Origin of the sequence: Mesorhizobium yinganensis (assembly GCF_040081985.1) — a bacterium.
Taxonomy (GTDB): Bacteria; Pseudomonadota; Alphaproteobacteria; order Rhizobiales; family Rhizobiaceae; genus Kumtagia; species Kumtagia yinganensis.
Genome location: NZ_JBEBMH010000026.1, coordinates 36,782 through 60,221 on the forward strand (window position 1 = coordinate 36,782; position 23,440 = coordinate 60,221).

The 23,440-nt window shown below is 59.4% G+C and carries 18 protein-coding genes and 1 pseudogene; 8 read left to right on the forward strand and 11 right to left on the reverse strand.

All coding sequences use genetic code 11. The features are described from left to right. Nucleotides 1-350: 350 nt before the first annotated feature. The 3 genes and pseudogenes from ABMA59_RS29400 to ABMA59_RS29410 form a co-directional block, all read left to right on the forward strand. A pseudogene (locus ABMA59_RS29400) lies at nt 351-581 on the forward strand (Wzz/FepE/Etk N-terminal domain-containing protein); the annotation flags it as partial. Between the two features lie 111 nt (nt 582-692). Continuing rightward, on the forward strand, nt 693-1,907 hold the full coding sequence (locus ABMA59_RS29405) for a GumC family protein (RefSeq protein ID WP_349008973.1): 1,215 nt from the start codon (nt 693-695) through the stop codon (nt 1,905-1,907). Between the two features lie 54 nt (nt 1,908-1,961). After that, complete coding sequence (locus tag ABMA59_RS29410; RefSeq protein WP_425476000.1) at nt 1,962-2,762, forward strand: CpsD/CapB family tyrosine-protein kinase; 801 nt, start codon at nt 1,962-1,964, stop codon at nt 2,760-2,762. Between the two features lie 489 nt (nt 2,763-3,251). Here ABMA59_RS29410 and ABMA59_RS29415 read toward each other — a convergent pair whose 3' ends face one another. The 4 genes from ABMA59_RS29415 to ABMA59_RS29430 all read right to left on the reverse strand — a co-directional run bounded on the left by ABMA59_RS29415 (nt 3,252) and on the right by ABMA59_RS29430 (nt 9,024). Next, nucleotides 3,252-4,649, reverse strand: coding sequence for a UDP-glucose dehydrogenase family protein (locus ABMA59_RS29415; RefSeq protein WP_349008971.1), 1,398 nt, complete (start codon nt 4,647-4,649; stop codon nt 3,252-3,254). A gap of 510 nt (nt 4,650-5,159) precedes the next feature. Beyond that, nucleotides 5,160-6,005: a 2OG-Fe(II) oxygenase gene (locus tag ABMA59_RS29420; protein ID WP_349008934.1), complete on the reverse strand. Its 846-nt coding sequence runs from the start codon at nt 6,003-6,005 to the stop codon at nt 5,160-5,162. 383 nt (nt 6,006-6,388) lie between these two features. Then, the gene (locus tag ABMA59_RS29425) at nt 6,389-7,636 is read right to left on the reverse strand and encodes an O-antigen ligase family protein (protein WP_349008935.1); all 1,248 of its coding nucleotides are present in this window, start codon (nt 7,634-7,636) and stop codon (nt 6,389-6,391) included. A 386-nt stretch (nt 7,637-8,022) separates the two neighbouring features. Continuing rightward, complete coding sequence (locus tag ABMA59_RS29430) at nt 8,023-9,024, reverse strand: right-handed parallel beta-helix repeat-containing protein (protein ID WP_349008936.1); 1,002 nt, start codon at nt 9,022-9,024, stop codon at nt 8,023-8,025. Nucleotides 9,025-9,328: 304 nt separating this feature from the next. Between ABMA59_RS29430 and ABMA59_RS29435 the strand changes: the two genes are divergently transcribed. After that, nucleotides 9,329-10,579, forward strand: a complete 1,251-nt coding sequence (locus ABMA59_RS29435) for a rhamnosyltransferase WsaF family glycosyltransferase (RefSeq protein ID WP_349008937.1) — start codon at nt 9,329-9,331, stop codon at nt 10,577-10,579. Nucleotides 10,580-10,656: 77 nt separating this feature from the next. Continuing rightward, nucleotides 10,657-11,241, forward strand: a complete 585-nt coding sequence (locus ABMA59_RS29440) for a serine O-acetyltransferase (RefSeq protein WP_349008938.1) — start codon at nt 10,657-10,659, stop codon at nt 11,239-11,241. Between the two features lie 163 nt (nt 11,242-11,404). Here the strand turns inward: ABMA59_RS29440 and ABMA59_RS29445 are convergent, their stop codons facing one another. From ABMA59_RS29445 to ABMA59_RS29475, 7 genes are all read right to left on the reverse strand, one after another. After that, nucleotides 11,405-12,541 carry a glycosyltransferase family 2 protein gene (locus tag ABMA59_RS29445; RefSeq protein ID WP_349008939.1) on the reverse strand — a complete coding sequence of 379 codons (1,137 nt, stop codon included), beginning with the start codon at nt 12,539-12,541 and terminating at the stop codon, nt 11,405-11,407. A gap of 12 nt (nt 12,542-12,553) precedes the next feature. Then, nucleotides 12,554-13,234: a polysaccharide deacetylase family protein gene (locus tag ABMA59_RS29450; protein WP_425475999.1), complete on the reverse strand. Its 681-nt coding sequence runs from the start codon at nt 13,232-13,234 to the stop codon at nt 12,554-12,556. 4 nt (nt 13,235-13,238) lie between these two features. After that, on the reverse strand, nt 13,239-14,162 hold the full coding sequence (locus tag ABMA59_RS29455) for a glycosyltransferase (protein ID WP_349008941.1): 924 nt from the start codon (nt 14,160-14,162) through the stop codon (nt 13,239-13,241). Between the two features lie 131 nt (nt 14,163-14,293). Beyond that, on the reverse strand, nt 14,294-14,557 hold the full coding sequence (locus ABMA59_RS29460) for an acyl carrier protein (protein WP_349008972.1): 264 nt from the start codon (nt 14,555-14,557) through the stop codon (nt 14,294-14,296). Nucleotides 14,558-14,602: 45 nt separating this feature from the next. Further along, a complete protein-coding gene (locus ABMA59_RS29465) occupies nt 14,603-15,829 on the reverse strand; it encodes a pyridoxal-dependent decarboxylase, exosortase A system-associated (RefSeq protein ID WP_349008942.1) in 1,227 nt (408 codons plus the stop codon). Further along, nucleotides 15,826-17,391, reverse strand: a complete 1,566-nt coding sequence (locus ABMA59_RS29470) for an acyl-CoA ligase (AMP-forming), exosortase A system-associated (protein WP_349008943.1) — start codon at nt 17,389-17,391, stop codon at nt 15,826-15,828. The genes ABMA59_RS29465 and ABMA59_RS29470 overlap by 4 nt, the downstream gene beginning before the upstream one ends. A gap of 17 nt (nt 17,392-17,408) precedes the next feature. Further along, the gene (locus ABMA59_RS29475; RefSeq protein ID WP_349008944.1) at nt 17,409-18,224 is read right to left on the reverse strand and encodes a hypothetical protein; all 816 of its coding nucleotides are present in this window, start codon (nt 18,222-18,224) and stop codon (nt 17,409-17,411) included. A 225-nt stretch (nt 18,225-18,449) separates the two neighbouring features. Here ABMA59_RS29475 and ABMA59_RS29480 point away from each other — a divergent pair, with 225 nt between their 5' ends. From ABMA59_RS29480 to ABMA59_RS29490, 3 genes are all read left to right on the forward strand, one after another. Next, nucleotides 18,450-19,718 (forward strand): glycosyltransferase family 4 protein, encoded by a 1,269-nt coding sequence (locus tag ABMA59_RS29480; protein ID WP_349008945.1) that lies wholly within the window; start codon nt 18,450-18,452, stop codon nt 19,716-19,718. Further along, complete coding sequence (locus tag ABMA59_RS29485; RefSeq protein ID WP_349008946.1) at nt 19,690-20,592, forward strand: glycosyltransferase family 2 protein; 903 nt, start codon at nt 19,690-19,692, stop codon at nt 20,590-20,592. Before ABMA59_RS29480 ends, ABMA59_RS29485 begins: the two co-directional genes overlap by 29 nt. A gap of 831 nt (nt 20,593-21,423) precedes the next feature. Continuing rightward, complete coding sequence (locus ABMA59_RS29490) at nt 21,424-23,367, forward strand: right-handed parallel beta-helix repeat-containing protein (RefSeq protein ID WP_349008947.1); 1,944 nt, start codon at nt 21,424-21,426, stop codon at nt 23,365-23,367. The last annotated feature ends 73 nt before the right edge of the window (nt 23,368-23,440 follow it).

The window sequence follows — 23,440 nt, forward strand, 5'->3', positions numbered from 1 at the left end:
CCCAAAGTGGGTAGATGGGAATATGGAGTATACGCCATGCGACTATGGTGCGCGCGCTGTGGGCGTTGGCGGACAGGTCAGCCGTGGACCTGTGCATCCTTCAAATCAGCCGCCGCACCAGCATTTGCGGGCGACGTATCGTTGCCGGAGACATACAGGAATGACCCGGCGTCGGCAGGGCGCACGGACGTCTGGCGGCTGCTCATGCATCGGTTGAAAGGGCTAAGCCATAGGGACTAGTGGCCGTTGGGATTGTCCCTTCCCCCTCCCCTATCGATGATCTATTTTCCTTGCCGGGTCCGATTGAGAATGACCGCGCTACAAGAGTCTTTCTCAAGGCAACCTTCGCAATGGGTGATTTCGACCTCCGATTCTATCTGTCCATCCTCTGGCGGAGGGCGCCTTACGTCGCCCTGATCGCCGTCGTCGCCGCTGTGATTTCTGTCGTCATCGCGATGAATACGCCGAAGGTTTATCGGGCAACCTCGAAAATACTTGTCGAGGCTCCGCAGATCCCGCTGCAGTTGGCGCGCTCCACCGTCTCGACCAATCCCGTGGACCAGATGTTGATCGTCCAGCAGCAGGCCACGACCAACGACAACATTCTGAGGCTCGCCGCCAAGCTCAACATCTACGGCGCCGAGGCTGCCGAAATGTCCAAGGAGGACATAATCGACGACATGCGATTGCGCATGGTGTTCGAACAGTCTTTTCTCGGTCCCGCGCAAAGCCAGGATGCGACGGTTTTCGACGTAGCCTTCGAGGCGAATGACAGACAGCTCGCCGCGGATGTCGCCAACGAACTGACGAAGCTGATCCTCGACCGCAACGCCCAACAGCGCAACGACCGCGCGGGCGACACCCTGCAATTCTTCGAGCGGGAGGTCACGAGGCTGAAGGCGGACCTGACCAAGGTCGAGACGGACATCCTGAAATTCAAAAACGAGAACAGCGAGACACTTCCCGACAGTCTGGAGTTCCGGAGAAGCCAGCAAATGAGCCAGCAGCAAAGCCTGCTGAGCCTGGAGCGCGAACAGTCCGAACTTCGCAGCCGGCGCAATACGCTGGTTCTGGTTTATGAAACGACCGGCCAGGTTGCAAAATCAGGCCCGATCACGTTCGAGCAGCAGCAGCTTCTCGACCTGCACCGCGCACTTTCCGACCAGCTCGCGATTTTCTCCGAAAACAGCCCAAACATCCAAGCGCTTCGAAAGCGCATCGCTGCGTTGCAGGCGGGTCTCGGCGACAGGCAGACCTCCACGGAGCAATCAGGAGACAAGCAAATCAAGTCGGAGCTTGACCTGCAACTCGCCGATATCGACGAACGGCTGCAGTTCATCGCCCAGTCGCAGGTCTCGATCCGCGAGAGCATTGCCAAACTTGGGCAGACGATCGCTGCCACGCCCGCCAATGAAACGACCCTCAACGCTCTCGAGCGGAATCGCGAGAACATCCAGTCGCAGTACAACACCGCCGTCGAGCGGCTTGCCGAGGCGTCCACGGGCCAACAGATCGAGGCGCTGTCGAAGGGCGTACGGTTCTCGATCCTGGAGCCGGCCGTGCCCCCACAGGATGCGATTCGTCCAAGCCGGAAGCGCATCGCCGGCCTTGGCGTTGCCGGAGGCCTGGGGATGGGATTCGGCCTGATCGCGCTGCTGGAGATTCTCAACAAGACGATACGGCGCCCCGCCGATCTGATGAACAAACTTCAGATCCAGCCGCTTGCCACGATCCCTTATATTGCTGAGCCGGTTCAATACAGACCCAACTTCATATCCAGGCATCTGGCAACCGCTTCCATAGCGGCGCTCGCGCTGATTTTCGGAATATCCACGCTCTATTTCGTCTTCCCCGACATTATTCATCGAATAGCCGAACTGAAATTGTCCTTTGGCAATTATTCCTGAAACCGGCGGCTCAGTGCCTTCATGCAAAACAGTAACAACGTCAGGGCCGAGGCCATGGATCGGACGCAGACAGCCTTTCAAAAAGGGGGCTTGCGCCTCACGGCTGAACAATCAGCCGACGAGACGTTTTCGTCCTGCCTGCGATTGGGCAGCGAAGTGAACTGGGCGAACCTGCCCGGGCTGCACGCCGACCCGAAGCTCTTTGCGCGCAATCGCATCGTCACGGCATATCGCAGCGACACGGCCCATGTCCCGTTCGACATGCTGCGGACATCCCTTCTGCAGAACATGCGGCAGAACAAATGGACTTCCGTCGCCATAACTTCACCGACGCCGGCCTGCGGAAAGACGGTGGTCAGCCTGAACCTGGCCTTCAGCCTGGTCCATCAGAAAGAATGCCGCACCGCCCTGATCGACCTCGATCTTCGACGGCCTCAGGTGGCAAAGCTTCTGGGCCTCAAGAATCCGCCGCTGATCGAAAGCTTCCTGAGGGGCGAGGTCGAGATTGCCGACACCTTCGTTCGCTACAGCGACAACGTGGCGATCGCGGCGAACAGCCGCCCGGTACGGTTCGCCGCCGAACTGCTTCAGAACTCCGACACCGCGAACGCGCTGAAGCGCGTCAAGCAGGCGCTCTGTCCCGACATCACGATCTTCGACATGCCGCCGATGCTCGCGAATGACGATTTCCTGGCATTTCTGCCCAATGTCGATTGCGTTTTGCTGGTGGTCGCGGCGGAGACGACGACATTCCGCGATGCCGACTATTGCGAGCGGCTGCTCGCCGAAAAGACAAATGTTGTCGGTGTCGTGCTTAACAAATGCCAGTATACGCCGGATAAATACGGCTACTAAAATCGTTTTTCTGTCCGCGCGAACGACTGACTTAAGATATTACCCGACCGCCTCTATGCCTATATGGGGCATGTTGCGATATGTTCGCAAACTGCTATAGCCAGGCGTGAATAGCCTGCTTCGCCAAGCCTGAAATTGCCAAACCAGCCTGCCCATTTGCGGGTGGCAAACTTGACCGGCTACAAGTTTCGACGTCCCGCGCCGACCTCCGCTTTGTAGCTGTTGATTGTCTGGGCGATAGCGTCAAGCAGCTTATCGCCGGTGCTGCCGACGGACGATGGACGCTGGCGCCGGTTGATCGGCGGACCGTGAGCGGTGTGCGGTGAAGGCCCAGCATAGCTTGAACAAGGATCTCAACCGCGCCCGTGTGCCGGCCTTGATCAACCGCGCATAAAGGCACTTCCGAGCCGTCGGCCGGAAGATAACCGGGTGGCCGGCTGTTGCCGTCGTGAAGGCCGTGCCGTTCGATGCGCAGCCGCCTGGTCGATGTCAGTATGCCGACAGTTCGAAAGAAGGCGCGGCATCCACGCGAACTTTCCGCTCGAACGTCGAGGGGTCATATTGGCTTACAGTCCTATCCTCGATTGCCGGCCGGCCAATAGAAAAATAGGAAAACCCTGCTTCCGACATTTCCTTCAACGAGAATACGTTGCGCAGGTCGACCATCACGCGCCTCGCCATGAGATGCTTGTATTCGCCCGGCTTTTTCTCGCGGAACTCCTTCCACTCGGTAGCAATGACACAGACCTGCGCGTCCGTGACCGCGTCCTCCAGGCATTCGCAATACTCGATAGCGTCGCCCAGCAGACCGCGGGCCTGTTCCATTCCCTTCGGGTCATATGCCCGCACCTGCGCACCCAACTGCGAAAGCTCCTCCGCAATCACCACCGGCACGCTGTCGCGCACGTCGTCGGTGTTAGGCTTGAACGTGAGCCCGAGCAGGGCGATGCGCTTGCCCCGCACATCATCGCCCGCGGCGTGAACGATTTTCGCCACCATGCGATGCGTGCGGAGGCGATTGACCGAAATAACCGCCTCCACGATCGAAGCAGGACTAAGCAGCTTCTGGCCGATACGAGCCATCGCAAGCGTGTCTTTCGGAAAGCAGGATCCGCCATATCCCGGACCGGGCCTGAGAAAGGCTTCGCCGATACGAGTGTCGCTGCCCATGCCGCGGGCCACATCGTCAATATTGCCGCCGACCTTTTCGCATATGTCGGCCATCTCATTGATGAAACTGACTTTCGTGGCCAGAAACGTATTGGCCGCATATTTGATGAGCTCCGATGAGACGATGTCGGTTCGGATCAGTTCCACGCCCTTTTCGGTGAATGGCCGGTACAGATTTTCCAGCAAGCGCGCGGCGACGCCGCTCTCGGTTCCGATTACGATCCGGTCGGGGTTCAGGAAATCGTCGATCGCGTTGCCTTCCCTCAGAAACTCGGGGTTTGAGGCAACGTCGAAGTCGAGGCGTGAATTCGCCTGGGCGATGATGCGCTTGATCTGGAAGCTCGTGCCGGCCGGGACGGTCGATTTTGTAACGATGACCGCATAATGCCGCAGCGACTGAGCAATCTCCTTTGCCGCGGCAAAGATGTAACGGAGATCAGCGTTGCCATCGAGCTTGCGAGTCGGCGTGCCAACCGCAATGATGATGATCTCGGCGCCGTCTATCGCATCGGCCAGAGTGGTGGTGAATCGGAGGCGATCCTTGTTGGCCAGCACCAGATCCTCGAGGCCCGGCTCATAGATCGGCACGATGCCGCTCCTAAGGCCTTCAATCTTGCCCGGAACATTATCGACGCACGTCACGTCCCAGCCGACATGAGCGAGACAAGCGCCGGTCACGAGGCCGACGTAACCAGTACCAATAACCGCGATCCTCATGGAAGGATTCCCTTTGGAATAACGGGAGCAGTCACGACATATTCTCCGACGCCAAGGCCCTGGATCAATACCAGGCCTGAAATTACTCATTTATTCTTGCTCAGGGTGCTCCAAGATGCTGCCTGCCCTTAAGGCTGGAGTCGCATCCGAAAGGCGTAAGGCCGCGGCTTAAGCGGATGAGGCGGGCACCTCATTCGAAACCGAAATGTGCAGCGCGGCTGTTTCTGAAAGTGGACCTTTCCTACCCCGCGTGAACGAGGGGAGAAGAGCCGGTCCGGCGCACGTGCGCGCGGCAAATTCGCCCGACGAGAGCCGTCCACCGGCCTCGAGCATATGGTCAGGCGTCGCGCGTCACAGTTCAAAGTGTGGTGCCAACACCCAGACGCCCACCGCGGCCTGTCACCAGGCTATGTTATCTCACCATCCCTCCATTTGGTCGCACTGGCGCCAGCGGTGCGCTACCGGTCAGAGAGGTCCTAATGTATCCGGCTGGAGACGGTCGATGCGCACTTAATGCGCACCAGCGAAGCGCTTCTTCAAGCGCCGCAGGTTGCGGGCCATCAATGGAGGCGTGAGTTCCGTCGCGACTTCCGCGATCTTGATCTTCCAATCCACCCGATCGCCCGAGCCGGGCCGAACCCGGAACTGGGTGGTCGCGTCCCGCATCGTCTCATTCCAGGTCGCCGTATAGTAATAGAGAGCGATTGACCGCCGCGGCACACCCTGAGGGTGATTAACGGGCTGCGGATTGCCGTGCATGCTCTCAAGCGTTGTATTGAACATCACGCATCTGTTGAAACTGGGGACGACCGAATTTTCACATTTGGTCATCTGCTTGTCCCACAATTCAAATGACCCGCCATACTCCGCGCGCCAGTCCTTGTTCAGATAGATCAGGACGTTAACGCGGCGCTCCAGATTCATGGGCTTGTGATGGTTGAAGTCGGCATGAATCGAAAGGTGGCCACCCTGGGAAACACGATGAAAGCCGGCGCCGGCAAAATAGGGATCGGCAATCAGTCCGCTGATTCCCGTGATGTTCTCAACCAGCCTGACAAAAGGCCGCGAGTTGAACGAATAGAACAGCGTGCGTACCGTCGGCTCAAGCGTGTCGGGATTGAAGCTTTCCTTCAAACGTTCTTGAGCCCTATCGAACTTCTGCTCAGCCTTGTCCGATCCATCCGGAAATTCCCGAAGGCATGTTTCGAGAATGCTCGGCGGCAGGAAATCGTCGACCACGATGTGCGGGTAAGGGTTTCCACTTCGAAACTTCTCATGCAGTTCCTTGCCCTTGTCGCGGTCGATCTCGCTCGAGATCAAACCGTTGTCCGCATTCATTTCGTGCAAATAGGTCACGTGAACCCCCAGTCAGTCTGGACAGCAACCAGCGTTTTTCGATGCTCCGGAAATTTTACACGGCGGCATCCACCAAGGGCAGTCGAACAGCGGCACACTTAGGTGTCATCCGCCATAACTCGTTTGATATAGACGGCCGTACACCCCCGCGAAAGATTTCAGTGCCGATGGCGGACGGATGTCGATCGGGTGGTATCGCACCTCGTCAAATCATCGCGCCGAGCAGTACGAGCGCCGATGCGTTGAACGTTGCATGATGAAACGCCCCTGCCGCATCATGACGTCTCTCGACCACGATGCCCGAGCAACTGAATGCCCGGTCGTTGCCGGACCCCGCTCGCACTTCTCGCGATGGCTGAATCGAATACGTCCATCCCGCCGGTTTATTCGGGCGAGTCGCCGGCTGCCGCGCGCGGCATTGCGTGCGACCGCCTCCCTGGGGTCGCGGACGAGGGAGTTCCGCTACGTTGTCGCCTCAGAAAAGGCCGTTCCGACGAGAACTGGGTCTTGGGCGCCGTACCGATCCAGGCGCCGCTGCCAAATATGAACATATACAGGACATAAGGAGCGTTCAAAAAATGAACCGTCCATGAGACGAAGAAGAAGCTTGTAAGGCAGATGAGGTACGCAAGCTTGCAGGCCGCCGCAGCCTCGTCCAGCCCGCCTCTCCGTACCGCCGCCCCATAAAGCAACGCGAATGCGAGGAAAAACAACAAGGAGGCCGGCAAGCCGTGACGCACTGCCATCAGAAGCCAGAAATTGTCGATACTTCCCGGCATCCAGGCAGGGCGCGCCCATTCGTTGAAGCCAATTCCAAACAGCGGATGGTTGCGGACCGACTCGGTTCCCAAGTCCCAGATCAGGAGGCGAAACCATCCCGTCTGGCCATCAAAGGTGAAGTGCGAAATGTACCATTTGATCACACCTTGATTCGACCCGAAACCAATGACCGTGGTCATCGTCAACGCCGCGGCCACAAGGATCAACCATCGGGCCTTGACCGCCCTGAGCAATGAATTCCAGACCATAAGAAGTATCTGAACCATCATTCCCGCAATGGGAGCGGAGGAAAGCGCGCAGAATCCCGTCAGCACGACCGCGCCTGTCATCAAGCAGCGGGTCATGAAACCTTTGCCTCGGCCGAGAACGAGATACACTCCCGCTACGATACTTCCGCAAACGGCCCCGAAGAGTATCGAGTGCTCGAATGGACCTTGGGTTCGCCAAAGGCCCATTCTTGGCTGCATCATGGTTATTTCCACCGACGGCAGAACAGCTCCAAACAGCCTGATAAGCGGCTTCGCGCCCGTCATGACCTCAACGAGAGCGAACGGGAGCAGGCAGAGGACGATAAAAAACAGGAGACGAAGCGCCTTGTAATAATCGTCCGCACTACGGACATAGCACCGGCCCATCAGATACGGGACCATGGTCTCGATGAAGAGGATGCCGCCGGTTTGTAGCCCGACGCCGATTCCGTGAATGACAAACATGCTCAGCATGCACCAGGCACAAAACGCAATGACAGCCATGTCCGCAAGCAACGGCCGCGCGCTAAGATCCTTCACCCATTTGACGACGACAGTCGCGAACAATCCGAGCAAAACAAACCGGTACATCGTCAGGCGCAAAGGGCCTAGCGTTATTATCCAGGGAATTATCAGGCTCGGCAGAAAGACAAGCAGCGGCCATGCCAAGCGCTTGGTGGCCGGAGCTGCAACCACCTCGCGCCTGTTGCCGCGGGCCTGCTCCCGTGACCTCAGCCTCGGCTTGCGAACCGATCCGCCTCCCATCCCGCTCTCGCTGGCTGTCACCACAACCCGCCTTCACCAATCGACATATGACACGGTCGCAGAATCCCGGAAATTAAGATAGAGGTGCCGCCCGACGCTGCGAGACTTGGCGTATTTTCTGCAATCCTTCGTTTCAAACCGTCGAAATCGCTGGACGCCCACGCGCCGGACTGCTCGCTGCGCAAGATGGTTCCTCGTTATCAGTCCCATGGAATGTGTGACCATCAGGGCTGCGCGGGAGTGGCCGGATCCGGCTGGGTTATCAGCGTCTCGCCGGGAAGTTCGATGTTTCCGGAAATCGTCGGGGTGCTATTGTCGACCGAGTAGTATCCGTAGCCGCCTTTCACCAGGTGGTTGTTCGTGATTGAAACCCCAACGATCGGACCTCCCGAGGCGCGGCCATCGACGTAGATATTGATCCCCGGCGTTCCGGCAAGATAGTTGTTGTTGACGGTAACATTCGAGATCGGGCCGAAATCGTTTTTGATGAATATGTTCGACGTGTCCCGAGCGATGACCGTATTGCCCTCGATAAGGACGCCGTCCTGACCGCCTTGAACGGAAATTCCATCATAGTGAGGGTCGGCCGATTTGTCCTCAAGGTTATGAATGTAGTTTCCCTTTACGAGACTTGCGCCGCCTTGCAGAACAATTCCATTCTCGGATCGTGATATATTATTTCTAAGGAAGTTGCCGCTTCCCAGGATAGCCGCGTTGCTGTCACCGCCGTACCCAGGCCCGACAATCTCGCAATTCTCGACGGTGATGTTTTTGGCGCCCTCGGCATCGATACCCCACCATGCGGTATAGTTGAGCCTGCAGTTGCGGAGGACGACATTGTCGGCCCTGATCCACAGGGAGCCAACGATGATCTTGTTTTCTATCACCGTTTCGTTCTGGGTGATTCTCATCGGGCCGGTATAGGGGGTTAGCAAGGTCTCGTCTGGAACACCCGTCGTGGATTCGTCCGGAAAGCCTGCCGGTATTGGCTCGCTCCTGGAGGCAGGAGACGCTGGACCGCCGGGCGCGCCGGCCACCACAGTCGGCTGGGCAAGAGCAGCCGGGATCTGCATCGGCTCCTCCGCCCTTCTTGCGATGGAGTGATAGATATCCGGCACCGCCAGCGTTACAAACACGATCGCGGTGGACGCGGCAGCGATGATTGCCAGGGAGCGCCAACGTCGCCGCAGGGTCGATCGATCGGGCCGTAGGTCTACACCGCTCATGATGAGATTTCGCCCCAGGGAAAACTGCCACCCATTCAGGGGCTCGAAGGCTCCCCTGTACTTCAGCTCTGACCCACAAGTGCGGAGTCCAAGCCCCTTGCCGAATAGCTCCATGCAGTTTCCGTGTCTTCCCACGTTTTCGACTGACCTGCTAGGACGATTGATTCAACGCCTTCATCCGAATTGCCAGCTTTCTCCCCGCAGGCGGAACGGTTGAAATTCGCGCTCCGCGACGTGTTATCACTCTGCTTGGGTGAGCGAGTGAACGAGTCAATTTGCGCAGTATTGGGGATATTTGCCTGTCATGATCGCTTCGACTTTGAGCTCCGCACGCCGGCAGGCCGAGCGGCGTAGCCGCCAGGTGAAGAGCATTCTGGCGAACGAAGGACATCGTGGCATCACCGATCGGGCCAGAACGGTGGTGGCCGACTGGATGCGGCCGAAAGGTATCGTGTGGCAGGTCAAGACCGGCGACGTGATCGCGGCCGACCTCAGCCAACCGTTCACGCCGATCATTCCGAAAGTAGCCCCCGGCGAATCGATTACCGTCAATTGGGTGACCGGCCCCGCCGGGCCTGGGTCAGGCGGCCACACAACCTGTTACAGGATTATCCGGTATCTAGATCGATTGGGCTACACCAACCGGATCTATTTTTACGATCTCCACCGCGCGGATCGCAAATATTACGAGGATGTCGCCCGCGAGCACTACGGCCTCACCAACCAGATCTCGGACATGGGGGACACGATTGCCGACGCCCACGCGGTCGTCGCCACGGGTTGGCCAACCGCCTATCCCGTGTTCAACGCTAGGTGCACGGGAAAACGGTTCTATTTCGTGCAGGATTTCGAGCCGTATTTCGAACCAGTGGGCGCTCAAAGTGTTCTTGCAGAGAATACTTATAAGATGGGTTTCCACGCCATTACCGCCGGACAGTGGCTCGCCAAAAAACTGAAAAGCGACTACGGAATGGAGGGGGATTACTTTCCGTTTGGATGTGACACGACGCGCTACAAGCGGGACCCGGGGTCAAAGAGATCGGGGGTCGCCTTTTACGCTCGGGCAGGCACGCCGCGACGGGGCGTAGAGTTGGGTCTTTTGGCGCTGGAGATATTCGCGAAACGCCAGCCGCAGATCGACATTCACCTCTACGGTGAAAAACTCGCGGATGTTCCATTTCGAGCAATAAATCATGGGCTGGTTTCGCCGCAACAATTGAACACGATCTACAACAAGTGCTTTGCCGGACTTACCTTGTCGCTGACGAACCTCTCGCTCGTGCCTTACGAGATGCTCGCGGCCGGTTGCATTCCCGTCATGAACGATGCCGAACATAATCGCATGGTCATGCAGAGCGATCATGTTCGCTACGCGGAAACGACGCCGCATGCGCTGGCGTCCGCTCTTGAGAAAATTGTCGTCGATCCTGACTACGACTGCCTGTCGCGGAAGGCGGCCGATAGCATAGTGTCCGCCTCGTGGGATGACGCGGGAGCTGCCGTGGATACGGCTTTCCGGCGCGCGCTCTGCGTCGATCGCGATGCCGTCAGGTAGTTCATCGATCAGCGTATCGGCGTTTTCGGCAATGCCGCGGCGTTCGGAACGCTAGAACTTGCAATGGTTGATCGCCGATGACAATTCAGCGCAGGGTGAACGAGGAACCCGACGACGGCTTGCTGGCCGGTGCGTTGGAACTCTTCGCGATGGATGCCTGTCGCTGGGTACGTCCCGAAGAAGTTGCCGATAGAGCGGAAGTGAATTTTTGCGTTGCCGTGAAGCTGCTCTATCGACATCCTCCGTTGCGCGCCATGTTCTGGTTTCGGCTTGCGACCCTGCTTCAGCGCAAACGTGTCAAAGTGCTTCCGGGCGTTCTCCAGCGGCGCCTTTTGCGTCTTTATGGCCTCGAATTGGTGCCAGGCGCCGAGATAGGCGGCGGCCTTTACATCGCGCATCCGGTTGGCTGCGTCCTGGTCGTCGAGAGCATGGAAAAGAACGTCTCGATCATGGGAAGCGTAACCTTCGGGAGACGGAAGCCGTTGCGTTGGCCGGTCGTCCGTGAAGGTGCGTTCTTCGGGGCGGGATGCCGTGTCCTGGGCGCGGTCGAGATCGGCCCGGGGGCCACCGTCGGCGCAAACGCGGTTGTCCTCTCTGATGTCCCGGCTGGCGCCGTTGCTGTGGGCGTCCCGGCGAAGATTATTTCCGCAGGCTCACCATAGCGGCCCTCGTTAAGTCAGGCCGCCATGAAGCTTCGGTGCAATTCGGACTGCGCCTTCGCTCTTCGCCAATCCCGGATACCGCCGCGTCGCCCGCAAGACCTCTGCTGCAGCGCAAGCACGCTGCCGGGAACATCGGCTCCGTCCGATCCTGGCTTGACGGCTTTCAAATGCCGATCCTGCGGCAGCGCCACCGGCGCACGACATCTTCAAGTCGCCAGGCAATCGCCGATGCTGCCCACAGCGGATGGATGGGAAGGGAGATCATCCCCAATTTTTTTCGCCTCGCCAGCGCCCGCCCCCTCTTCGAGAACCAGACATCGCCCCAGATCTCGGTAGCCAACGCTTCGAATTCCGTTGACGGGAACCCCTTGAACCCTCGAGCATAAGCATAATTGACGCGCTCTAGTGCCTGGCTCGCCAATGTCCGGCGAGCGATTTGCAGAAGGCTCGATCTGTCCTTCAGGTTCCGCCCCACGCCGGCGAACACCACTTCAAAGCATTGCCAACGCTGTTTCAGATCCACAAACTGTCCGCGCGCGGTGCCTGCGTTGAAATCCTTCTTGTTCATGTTCACCGCATGCTGGCGGTAATAGGCCTGATCCACGCCGACGAGGTATCCGATGTCCGCGACGGCCGATGTGCGCAGCCACATCTCAAAATCTCCGGCATGCGGAAGGTCCGGCCGGTAGCCGCCAGTCGACCGCAGCACGGACGTCCGCATCACAACCTCTGGAGAAGCGGCGATATTGTAACCCGACCGGCAGCGGTCGCGCAGCCAATCGACGCCCTGCCAGACGATCCATTCCTTTCCTTCGCTGCGACTGGCCGGCAGGTCGCCGCTGAAATGTATAGCATTTCCGTAGACGAGGCCGACGGACGGTTCCGCGGTCAACAGTTCCGCGGCCCGAGTCAACGCCCCAGGCGTCGCCAGATCATCGGCGGACAGGAGCAGGACGAACTCGCCGGTCGCAGCGTCCAGTCCATCATTGTAGGTGGCAATGTGTCCTTTGTTCTGCTCATGCCGGATCACCCGCACGCGGTCATCGGCGGCCTGGATCGACAAGGCGACTTCTAGGCTGTCGTCCGTGGACTTGTCGTCAACGATGATGACCTCGACGTCTATCCCCGGCTGATTCTGGGTAACGCTAGCGACACATTGGCGGAGGTAGCGGCCATAATTGTAGCAGGGAATGACAACGGTTACGCGTGGCAAGCGGTGAAGCTTGCGCCGCGCCATGACGCGCCCGTTGGTGACCTTGATGGACGCGCGGCTAATAAGATCCATGATTGAACCCGTCATTGGCTTTACGCTCTATATCCACTCTTTGACTGTCATCGCCGCTGCGCGGCGAAGGCGACGCCAGGGATCGTCACGGCCGGACAAAAGGCGCTCAAGCGCTGCATCCGTCGTGTCCTGCCGGATCGAGGTCCTTGGCTTGAGGAAGGCGGACTTCTTGGCGCTGCCGCCATCGCTCGAATAGGCGGTGCCGTAGCCGGCCTTGCGCAAGGCTGCGACGACCGCTGCATTATAGCGTCCGAACGGGATCGCCGCGGATCGAACCGGCATGCCACACAGGCCCTCCAAGAGGGTTTTCGACGAGACCAGTTCGTCCTCCAGGTCCTCGCTGGCGAGGCTGGACCAGTCGCGATGCGCGATGCCGTGGCTCCCGATATCCATGCCTGCGTCGATCAGCCTGCGGATATCATCATCGCTCAGCGACCCGGCCTCGCCGATGCGACCCGTGAGCACGAAAAACTGCGCGGTCAGGCCGCGCCGCCGCAGTTCCGGAGCGCCGATTGCCAGGTCCGAACTGTTGCCATCGTCGAAAGTGATCGCCAGCCGATCCCGGTCGGGATGGTCGGCGATGCGGTCAAGGATATCGCGAAAACGTTCCGCGCTGATCCAATAGGCGGCCTCTCCCGGCTCGTAGGCGCGCCCCGGCTTGCCTATTCCGTGGAAATTCACGATCCGCAGTTCGCTCGCCGCCAACACCGCTTCAGCCCGGTTGATTTGCCAAGAAGTCGCGGGCGCATCGCGCGGGATAGATCGCGCTGCGCAAGCCCGCCTTGTGGACCGACCCGCGATGGTATCTGAGGGCTTCTCCCACGACGATACCCAACCGGAACAGCCAGGTCGCCACGCGGCCGTGATTGCGTCCGTAATAGCGTATCCGGTTGGCGGTCAGCAGCGCGAAGAGACGCGGGTTGACGCCGCTCTCGCCGCCGGCATGCATGACCTCGGCGCGAGGCTCGTAGACGATGTCGAAGCCCGCTTCGCGGACCCTTCTCTGATAGTCGACCTCCTCACTGTAGAGGAAATAGGATTCATCCCACGCGCCCACGGCGGCCCGGGCGCGCGACGAAACCAGCAAGGCCGATCCGGTCGCCCACTCGATCCTGCGCCGAACATCGTAGCGAGCGAGATCGCCGACGATTTCGCCGAGGCCGATCCGTGCCGCCAGCTTGCCTCCCAGGATGGCTTCGGCCCAGGCGGTAATGATCGAGGGCTCTTGGCGCAGCGTCGGATCGGTGGTCTGGTCTTCCTTGAAGTTTCGGGGAACCGCCACGCCGACCGACGGATCGTCAGTCAACTCCATCAGCGGCTTCACCGCATGGGGATAGAGCCGGAGATCGGGATTGAGGATCAGGATGTCCGAGCGTGGATCGATCACCGCCGTTCCTGCGTTGATCGCCGCGGCATAGCCGGCATTGCGGCCCATGCGAATGACGGTCGGACCGACACGATGGGCTTCTGCAAGTTCGGCCGATCCATCGCGAGAATCATTGTCGACGATGACGACGGCATACTTATCGACGCCGGCCAGCCCGTCTTGCACTGAGTCCAGCAGCGGCGGCAGGACGGAGGCACTGTTGTAGGTGACGACGATGATCGACACGGGGCGCTGCGTCTCAAGCTGCATGCTACCGGCCTCCTGACGGGATACGCATTCTCGGATTCAGCCGAGCAAGATCGGCCCAGCCAGGGAGACCAGCACAACGCCGCTTCCCGATATAAGGTGAGCCGACGGGAGTCCGTCGACTCGAGAGCGGCTTATTGACAACGATTGCCTTCCACATATTTCGCCAGCGAGCCGACCGTTTCGAAAACCTCTGCCGTGAAATCGGTGTCGTCGATGGCAAAGCCGAAGCGGGACTCAAGCGCCATGATCAAATTGACCACCGCCATCGAATCGAGTTCCGGCATGTTGCCGAACAAGGCCGTCGAAGCGCCCTCGATCCTGTCCGGATCATCGAGCGCAAGCGTCTGCACGATCAGATCCTTCACTTCGTCGACTGTCGTCGTGGCTGAGTTCATCATTGCGGCTGCCTCATCGAATAATCTGCAACATTTGCGACTGTATTAGACAAGCACCTCCACCGGCGCCGGATGCCCGAGAAACGCTGTCGGACTCGCGGTCAAGCCATAGGCGCCCGCCTGGAAGATCACGACAAGATCCCCGATGCCGGCATGTGGGAGTGCTACGTCATCCCCGAGCAAATCTAGAGGCGTGCATAGGCATCCAACAACGGATACCTTTTCCAGTTCGGCATCATGCTTTTGGTCTACAACCGCTACAGGGTAGTTTCGGCGGATCACCTGACCGAAGTTTCCCGAGGCCGCCAACTGGTGGTGCAGCCCGCCGTCGACCACCAGATAGGTCTTGCCCCGCGAGACCTTGCGATCCACCACGCGCGTTACATAGATGCCGGCCTCGCCGACAAGGAATCTGCCAAGTTCGATGACCACCCGGGCGCTCTGGAAATTCGGCCGGATTTCTCGCTCGGCGAGATCGCCCAGGCATTCGCGGATCAGCGAAAGGTCGATCGGGCTGTCCTTCTCGAAGTAGGGAACACCGAACCCGCCGCCGAGATTAAGGTAACGGACCGGCCAAGGACATTCGGATGCCAGCCGTTTCAACAGCGCGACGTTCTTCACGAAGGCGTCGCACAAAATGTCCGCGCGAAGATTCTGCGAGCCCGCGAACAGATGAAATCCGAGGAATTCCAGATCCGTCGAGGCCAGTTCTTGCAACAGCGCGGGCACCTCCTCGGCATCGACCCCGAATTGCTGCGGGCCGCCGCCCATGCGCATGCCGGAACCCTTGACCTGATAATCTGGGTTGACCCGCAGGGCGACGCGAGGCCGAATGCCGAGCCTGTTGCCGATCTCGACGAGGCGCGAGGCCTCGTTCGAAGATTCCATCTCGATGGTCACGCCCGCAGCGACGGCCTGGGCGAGCTCCGCCGTGGTCTTGCCCGGTCCCGCGAAGCTGACACGCGTGGCGGGTATCGGCGTATCGAGAGCCGTCTTCATCTCGAAGGCCGAGGCCACGTCGAAGGAATCGACCAGTCCCGCCATATGCTGGACCACGGCCGGCATCGGATTGGCCTTGATCGCATAGCTCAGATTGAATCCAGTTGGCAAAACGGAACGCAGGAGCCCGACCCGCTCCGTCAACAGGCGGCGGTCATAGGCAAAGAAGGGCGTGCTTCCTACGCGCTCGGCGAGCCGGCCGACGGCAATCCCCCCGGTTGCAATCTGGCCATCGACCACATCGTATAGCGCAATCGTCGGGTGCGAATTCATGAACTCACACGCTCACGCAGCAGAACCCGATCCAGCTTGCCGTTCGGCGTCGTCGGAAGCGCCGGCAACTCCACCACCGATGAAGGAACCATATATTGCGGCAATTGCTGCCTGAACCGTCCGAGCAGGCCGGGGATGTCGAGTGCACCATTGAGCGAGCTCGCAATGAGGACTATGCGCTGTCCCAGCGCCGCATCTTCAATGCCGAGCGCGACGGCCTCGCGCACGAAGCCGGTGCCATAGGCGACCTCTTCGATCTCGGTCGGGCTGACCCGATAGCCTGATGTCTTGATCATCTCGTCGCGGCGGCCCACGAAAAACAGGAAGCCTTCCTCATCCTCGACGACCGTATCGCCGGAAAAGACTGCAATCTCGGGCGAGCGCCAAGCCGCTTCGCGGTATGGCCGGAAACGTTCCGCCGTCCGCGCCGGATCGTTCCAGTAGCCCATTGCAACCAGCGGGCCTCGGTGCACAAGTTCGCCGTGCTCGCCGGGATTGCAGCGTGATCCGTCCGGCCGCAAGACCAGGATTTCGGCGTTGGGAATTGCCTTGCCGATTGAATCCGGCCGGCGGTCGACTTCCGAAGGGTCGAGATAGGTCGAGCGGAAGGCTTCGGTGAGGCCATACATGAGGTAGGGCAGCGCTTGTGGAAACAAGGCTCGCAACCGGTCGAGCGTCGCCTTGGGCATCCGCCCGCCCGTATTGGCGAAATAGCGCAACCTCGAGGCCGTCTCCGGTGGCCAGTTCTGGTTCACCACTTGGATCCAGAACGGCGGGACGCCTGTGATCCCCGTCACCTTGTGCTTCTCGCACAGCCGAACCACGTCCTGCGGCAAGAGATAGTTCATAAGAACGACATGCGCACCCGCGTTGAATGCCGTCGTCAGTTGGCTCAGTCCGGCATCGAAACTCAACGGCAGCACCGACAGGATCGTATCGGCGGGCGTGTTGCCCAGATAGTGGCTGACGCTCTCGGCGCCGACGATCAGGTTGCGATGGCTGAGCACCACGCCCTTGGGCTTGCCGGTGCTTCCGGACGTGTAGAGAATCGCCGCCATGTCGCAGTCGACGCTGGTCAGCCTGGGTGGCTCGGCCTGCTCCTTCGCGAACTCGGGCCGCCAGTGACGCAGTTCGCCTCGGAACCAGGTATCTTTTCCAGCTTCGTCGTCCACAAGGATGACATGCTCGAATGACGTATCGCATCCTTCGAGCTGCGCAAGTCGATCGGCCGAGGTCACGAGCACGCGGACATTGCAGTCGTTGAGGATGTAGGCGACCTGCTGCGGTCTCAGCAAGGAATTGACGGGAACGGCAACGCAGCCCGCTGCCGCGATGCCGAATATCGCGGTAACCGTCTCGATGCGCTTTTCGAGCAGGACTGCCACCCGATCGTCGCGGCTCAGTCCTATTTTCACCAGCCCGGCGGCAAATCCGCAGACCTGTTGCCAAAGCTGGGAATAGGTGAGGGTTGAGTTCTTGTATGTTATGGCCGGGGCGTCGCCGTGTTCCGCCGCTGCCTGCCGCAGCAGGTGAGAAAGATTGTATCTTATCGCAGGTCTCATGCTACGCTCACTCTTCGCTACCACGGCACGCATGTGAGTTCGCTGTACAGGTAGTCCACCTGTTCCGGCCTCAAGCGGCTGCTGCGAAACATCTTGGGTCGTGGCGATCGAAGCAAGATGGCGAATCGGGGGAAATCTCGGACAACCCTCTTTTCCACCAAAGTCGCCACAATCCCGAAATGCATAAGCAGATAGCCGTATAGATGTCGGCCGGACTTACGGAACAGTTCGGGGTTGCCAACATGCAGTATGGAGGCGAACAGCGGCAGGTTCTTCCTTCGGTCCCTCCGGAACATGACGTAGCAGTGCTGGTTCCCGGCAAGAATGACGAGATGATGCGCGGCGGCGGCATGTGCGTGGTCGCGATAGATGTCACGATCCCGTCCCTCAAGAAAGGATTCGATCATCGCCGGGTCGGATACGATGCGGGTCCGCGTCAGCCAGCCCGCAGGCCACGGCAAATTCGGAACGAGCGCCGTCGCGGTATCGAGAAGCTGGAAATTGAGCCGGGCGTTCAGCGGAACGACGTTGCCGCTCGGCGACAGGTCCGTGAAGGTGAAACCATCCTGGGACAGTATTGCCCGCAGGAGCCTGAGGCCTTGCGCCCTTTGCTCCTCGCGCACGCACCAGGCCGCCAGATTGCAGAACTTCTCGATCGACCCGTCAATGCAACGCTGCGAATAGAACGCCAGATAGACGCCCTGGATACGGTCGCCGGAAACCAGCATGAAACCATGATTCGGCGATGTCTGCTGCCATGTCGGCCTGATCGCCGCCGCCCATACGCTGGACGGAATCCGTTCGTTCAGTTCCTCGTGCAGAAACTCTGCCACATCAGACACGTCCGCAGGCGCGATAGGACGTATCTCGACCGGCCGACCGGCCGGTTTCGCATTCGAATACATCACCCCAACCTCATCCCGGTTGCCGGCCGCGAACGGCGGGCACGAGAGCCACATTGATTCGGTTTAACGCAACCACTCGACCGATGGCACTTGAACAAAGGGGGCAACCGCCTACCCTGTTGGCTGACTGGAGGTTAGAGGAAAGGAAAACGTATGGTCGCAGCGGGGTTAATCCTCGCTTGGGAGGCGACCATTTCTCGAAATCACCATGTTCTAATCTTGGTCGAAAATCTGCCAGTGCCTTTTGATCGGCGCGTTTGGCAGGAAGCTCAAGCGTTGAACGACGCCGGCTATGAAGTATCCGTGATTTGTCCCAAGGGCAAAGGCTACGACAAGTCGTACGAGGTCATAGGCGGCATCCACGTCTATCGGCACCCGCTGCGGGAGGCACAGTCAGCCGCCGGCTATATGGAAGAATACTCCACGGCTCTCTTCCACCAGTTTCGCCTTTCGTTGAAGGTTCGGCGGCGTCGGCGTATCGACGTCATCCAGGCGTGCAATCCGCCCGACCTGATGTTTCTCGTCGCCGGCCTTCATAAATTGTTTTTTGGAAGCTATTTCGTCTTTGACCATCATGATCTCGGTCCAGAGCTCTATCTGACCAAGTTCGGACGAAAGGGCGTGCTCTATAAAACGATGTGTCTTCTGGAGAGGCTGACCTTCCGGATGGCAGACGCCAGCATTGCCACCAACGAAACTTTTCGAGACATCGCGGTGGCCCGCGGCCGCATGCACCCAGGTCGGGTCGCGGTCGTAAAGAGCTACCCCGAGGCCAAGAAATTCCAGCGTACGGGAGCGAGCGAGTCACTCGTCTCCCGGGGCAAGCATCTCGTTGGGTATCTGGGAATCATGGGCGCCCAGGATGGTGTCGAGACCCTGATCCGGGCAATGGTCGAGATTCAGCATGTCCGCAAGCGGGAAGACGTCGCCTGTATCGTCATCGGCGACGGACCAGACCTCGGACGGCTTCAGGCTCTTGCCTCGGAACTGGACGTCAATCAATCTGTGCAATTTGCCGGTTACCTCAGCGGCGCTTCCCTGATGTCGCACTTGTCGGCCCTAACCGTCGGCGTGATCCCGGATCCGCCGAACGAGTTCAACGACAAGCTGTCGATGAACAAGGTGTTCGAATATATGATGCTGGGACTGCCCTTCGTTCAGTTCAATCTGCGCCAGGCAGCCTATGAAGCCAAGAACGCGGCGTTGGTCATCGACGAGCATTCTCCGCAGGCCTTGGCGAATGGCATACTCGTTCTGGTGGACGATCCCGACCGGCGCAGGGACATGGGAATGGTTGGACGTGCTATCGCCGAGCGTGAATTTCAATGGTCCGCGGAAGCGGGACGCTACCTTGCCACCTACCGGGACTTGTTGAACCCGCGGCCGAACGCAAATGATCAGCGTTATTATCCCGCATCTTGAGCAGCCTGAGGCGCTGTTCCGCTGCCTGTCGTCCCTGCGTGCTCAGGAAGGCGTCGGCCAGCCCTTCGAGATCACCGTGGTCGACAATGGCTCGAAGGTGCCGCCGGAGGAAGTGTGCCGCGCGTTCCCAAACGTGGCCCTCCTCTCACAACCGATCCCAGGCCCGGGGCCGGCTCGCAACCTCGGCGTGGCCCACTCCACGGGCGATATTCTCGTGTTTATCGATGCCGACTGTGTCGCCCACCGCAACTGGCTGGCTCAGATCGAGCGGCGGTTCAGGGAATCCGAGGATGTCTGCATCCTCGGGGGAGATGTACGGATCCTCTACGAGAATCCGGACAGGCTAACCCTGCTGGAAGCCTATGAGAGCGTCTTTGCCTATCGCATGAAGGAATATATCGCCAAGCAGGGCTTTACCGGAACCGGCAATCTGGCGGTGCGCGCCTCCACATTCGCGGCGATCGGCCCGTTCGGCGGGATCAACATCGCCGAGGACCGCGACTGGGGCCAGCGGGCGCTGCGGCAGGGCTATCGGACATATTACTGCCCGGAGATGATCATCTATCATCCTGCGCGCAAAAGCTTTGCCGAACTGGCACAAAAATGGGAACGCCACACCGCGCATGATTTTGCGCAGTTTCAATCGAAGCCCGGATGGAGGTTGCGCTGGGTAGGGCGTAGCGCAGCGGTAGCACTGTCGCCACCGGCTGAACTGCTTCGCATCGGATTTTCCGATCGGCTCAAAGGATTTCACGCCCGCCTGCTTGCATTTCTGGGCGTTGTGATGATTCGCCTTTATCGGTCCGGCCTCATGGTTTCCCTCGCCTTCGGCGGGGACGCTTCCCACCGGAGCGCGCGCTGGAACCGAACCTGACAGGATGTCGAAGGGCTGCTTTTGGTGACGGCGCGCATCAGAATCGAACCGGGCGCAAATCCGATTCAAACGCATATCCTCCATACCTTTTCATCGGCCCGCTGATGCCGGAAACTCGCGAAGATCGGCCGACGTGAGCCTATTCACGCTTACCGATCGAGATATGCCCCCTCGCAGTCTGTGACAAAATGGCGCCCTTCGGCCTTCCGCCCGAAGGCTAGCACCAAACCGGCGACTGTAGTGTCATCTGTAAGCCCTTGGCATCGTCGCGGTTAAATCCAGTGCAGACGGCTGTAACCCGAGAACCGTGATCCGCACCTTGGAAAAGCGATCACGACGCTGAACGTCGGGATCGTCAAGCGCCGCGACCAAACCAGCGGTTCTGTCATGCTGCCGCAACACGTCCCTCGGCCGTGAAGCGACATGGTGCGGTACAACCGCTGCCGGCGTCTGACCAATCATTGGGAACGTCTCGCCTCCAAGGCGCGTGAGCCCTAAAGCCCGCCTCCGTCGAAGCATTTCATTGGTGATGTTGCCGACCCGCTTTCTGATCTGAAGTGATTCGATGATTCGACTCGCGTCATGGGCGAAGCCGCCTGCCAATATTCGAGTTCTGGCGCGGCGTATCCGCAGCAGTATGGGAAAATTGTATTGCCGTCGCGTCGATCACCGATCGAGCAAACTCAAGGCCAATACCTGCATGTAGGCCGGCGTGAAACGAAATACGCACTGGACACAACCTTTGGATGCTTGCGGCCTGCGGAGCATACCTCTAAAGGTTCATGGCATCACTAATCGGGGCGGGGGTCTCAGCTTTGAAAGGTACTCTGCATGGCAATTCCGGCAGGCTTTCCTGACGCGTCCACGACAGGCGTCCCCGACGGAACCGTACTAACCTCGTACACCGGCCCCTCGACAATCACCAAAGACGGAACGGTGATTGAAAACAAAATTATCGATGGCTCCCTGATTGTCTCCGCCGACAATGTTATCATCCGAAACTGCAAAATCAACTATAACGGGTGGTGGGGTATCGACGCCGAGGGCGCGAAAAATATCACCATCCAGAACTGCGACATTGTCGGACCTGGCTACGGCGGCGACAGTAACGCGGGAATTCTGGGAAGCGGGACTTTTCTGCGCAACGATATCTCCAAGTCGGAGAACGGGATTGTTCTCCAAGGCGGCGCAAGCACGGTAAAAGGAAACTATATACACGACCTCGAAGACGGCGCTGGCGACCCCCACTATGACGGAATTTCCGTTCAAGGCGGCCAAAATGGCGTTCTGATCGAGGATAACACGGTCATCGGGCGCGATACGTCGGACGTATTCATCAAGAATGATTTCGGACCGATCTCGAATGTCACGGTCAATCATAACTATCTGGCCGGCAATCCCGGGATCAATATCTACGTCGACGGCCGTGCCTCGGGCGGCCCTATTACTGGCGTCACCATCACCAACAACTATCTCGAGAAGGGCTACTACGGCTACTACTCGGTAGACAACAGTTCTCCGGTCATCTCCGACAATATCGAGTATCTTCCCGGCGAGGCGCCGCCTGTCATACCAGGCTATTCCTTTGCGGGAACCGCCGGCAATGACTTCTTGCCCCTCGCCGGGCAGTCAACCGGCGGAAATGACATACTCCGCGGGCTCGGCGGCAACGATGTTCTTATTGGCGGTCGTGGCGCTGACACGATCGATGGCGGCACGGGTATCGACACGGCGAGCTACGCCACATCGAACGCCGGAGTCAGGGTCAGCCTCTACACCGGCACCACGGCTGGCGGCGATGCCAACGTCGATACGCTGCTCAGCATTGAGAACCTGACCGGCTCCCGCTACTCAGACATTCTGGTCGGCAACAACAGCGCCAATGTGCTGCGTGACGGCAGCAGCGTCGGCGACCTGCTGAAGGGGCTCGGCGGAAATGACACATACCAGGTCTATTCCGCCAATACCGTGATCGCTGAAGGCGCCGGGAATGGCACCGCGGACCGAGTGATGGCAGGGGTCGACTACAAGCTGGGCGCCGGCGTATACGTAGAGGTGTTGTCCACCAACGGGACTGCCGGAACTGATCGGATCAACCTCACCGGCAACGCGCTGCACCAGGAGATCCTCGGCAATGCCGGCGCAAACGTGCTGCGCGACGGTGGTGGCGTTGGGGACGTCCTGAAAGGGCTCGGCGGCAACGACATCTACCAGATCTACAGTTCCGCCACCACGATCGTGGAAACGTCGTCGTCCGACAAAGCCGACCATGTGATGGCGGCGGTCGACTATCAACTTGGCGCAGGTGTTCGCGTCGAGATTTTGAGCACCAACGGCTCGACAGACACGTCGCCCATCACACTTATCGGCAACGAGTTCGCCCAGCGGATATTCGGCAATGCCGGCGACAACCGACTCGAGGGGCGTGAAGGGAACGACACGCTGCGCGGGTTCGGCGGCGACGACACCTTCGTCTTCAATACGAAGCTCGGGTCGTCCAATGTCGACACGGTGCTCGATTTCCATGCGGCGGACGACCGGTTCCTCCTGTCGGACAACATCTTCACGGCGCTGACACCCGGCACGCTCGCGGCCACAGCCTTCCGCGCCAACACCACCGGCCTGGCTGGCGACGCGACCGATCGCATCATTTACGAGACCGATACCGGAAAGCTCTTCTATGACGCCGACGGCCTCGGCGGCTCAGCGGGCATCCACTTTGCGACCTTGACTGGTACGCCAAGCATCACAAACGCGGATTTCTCCGTGGCATGATTGCTCGGGAGGCCTCCGAAGGTTTTCCATCGATGGCCCTCTACCACCGCCCTAAAGTATGACCCGCTAGGGT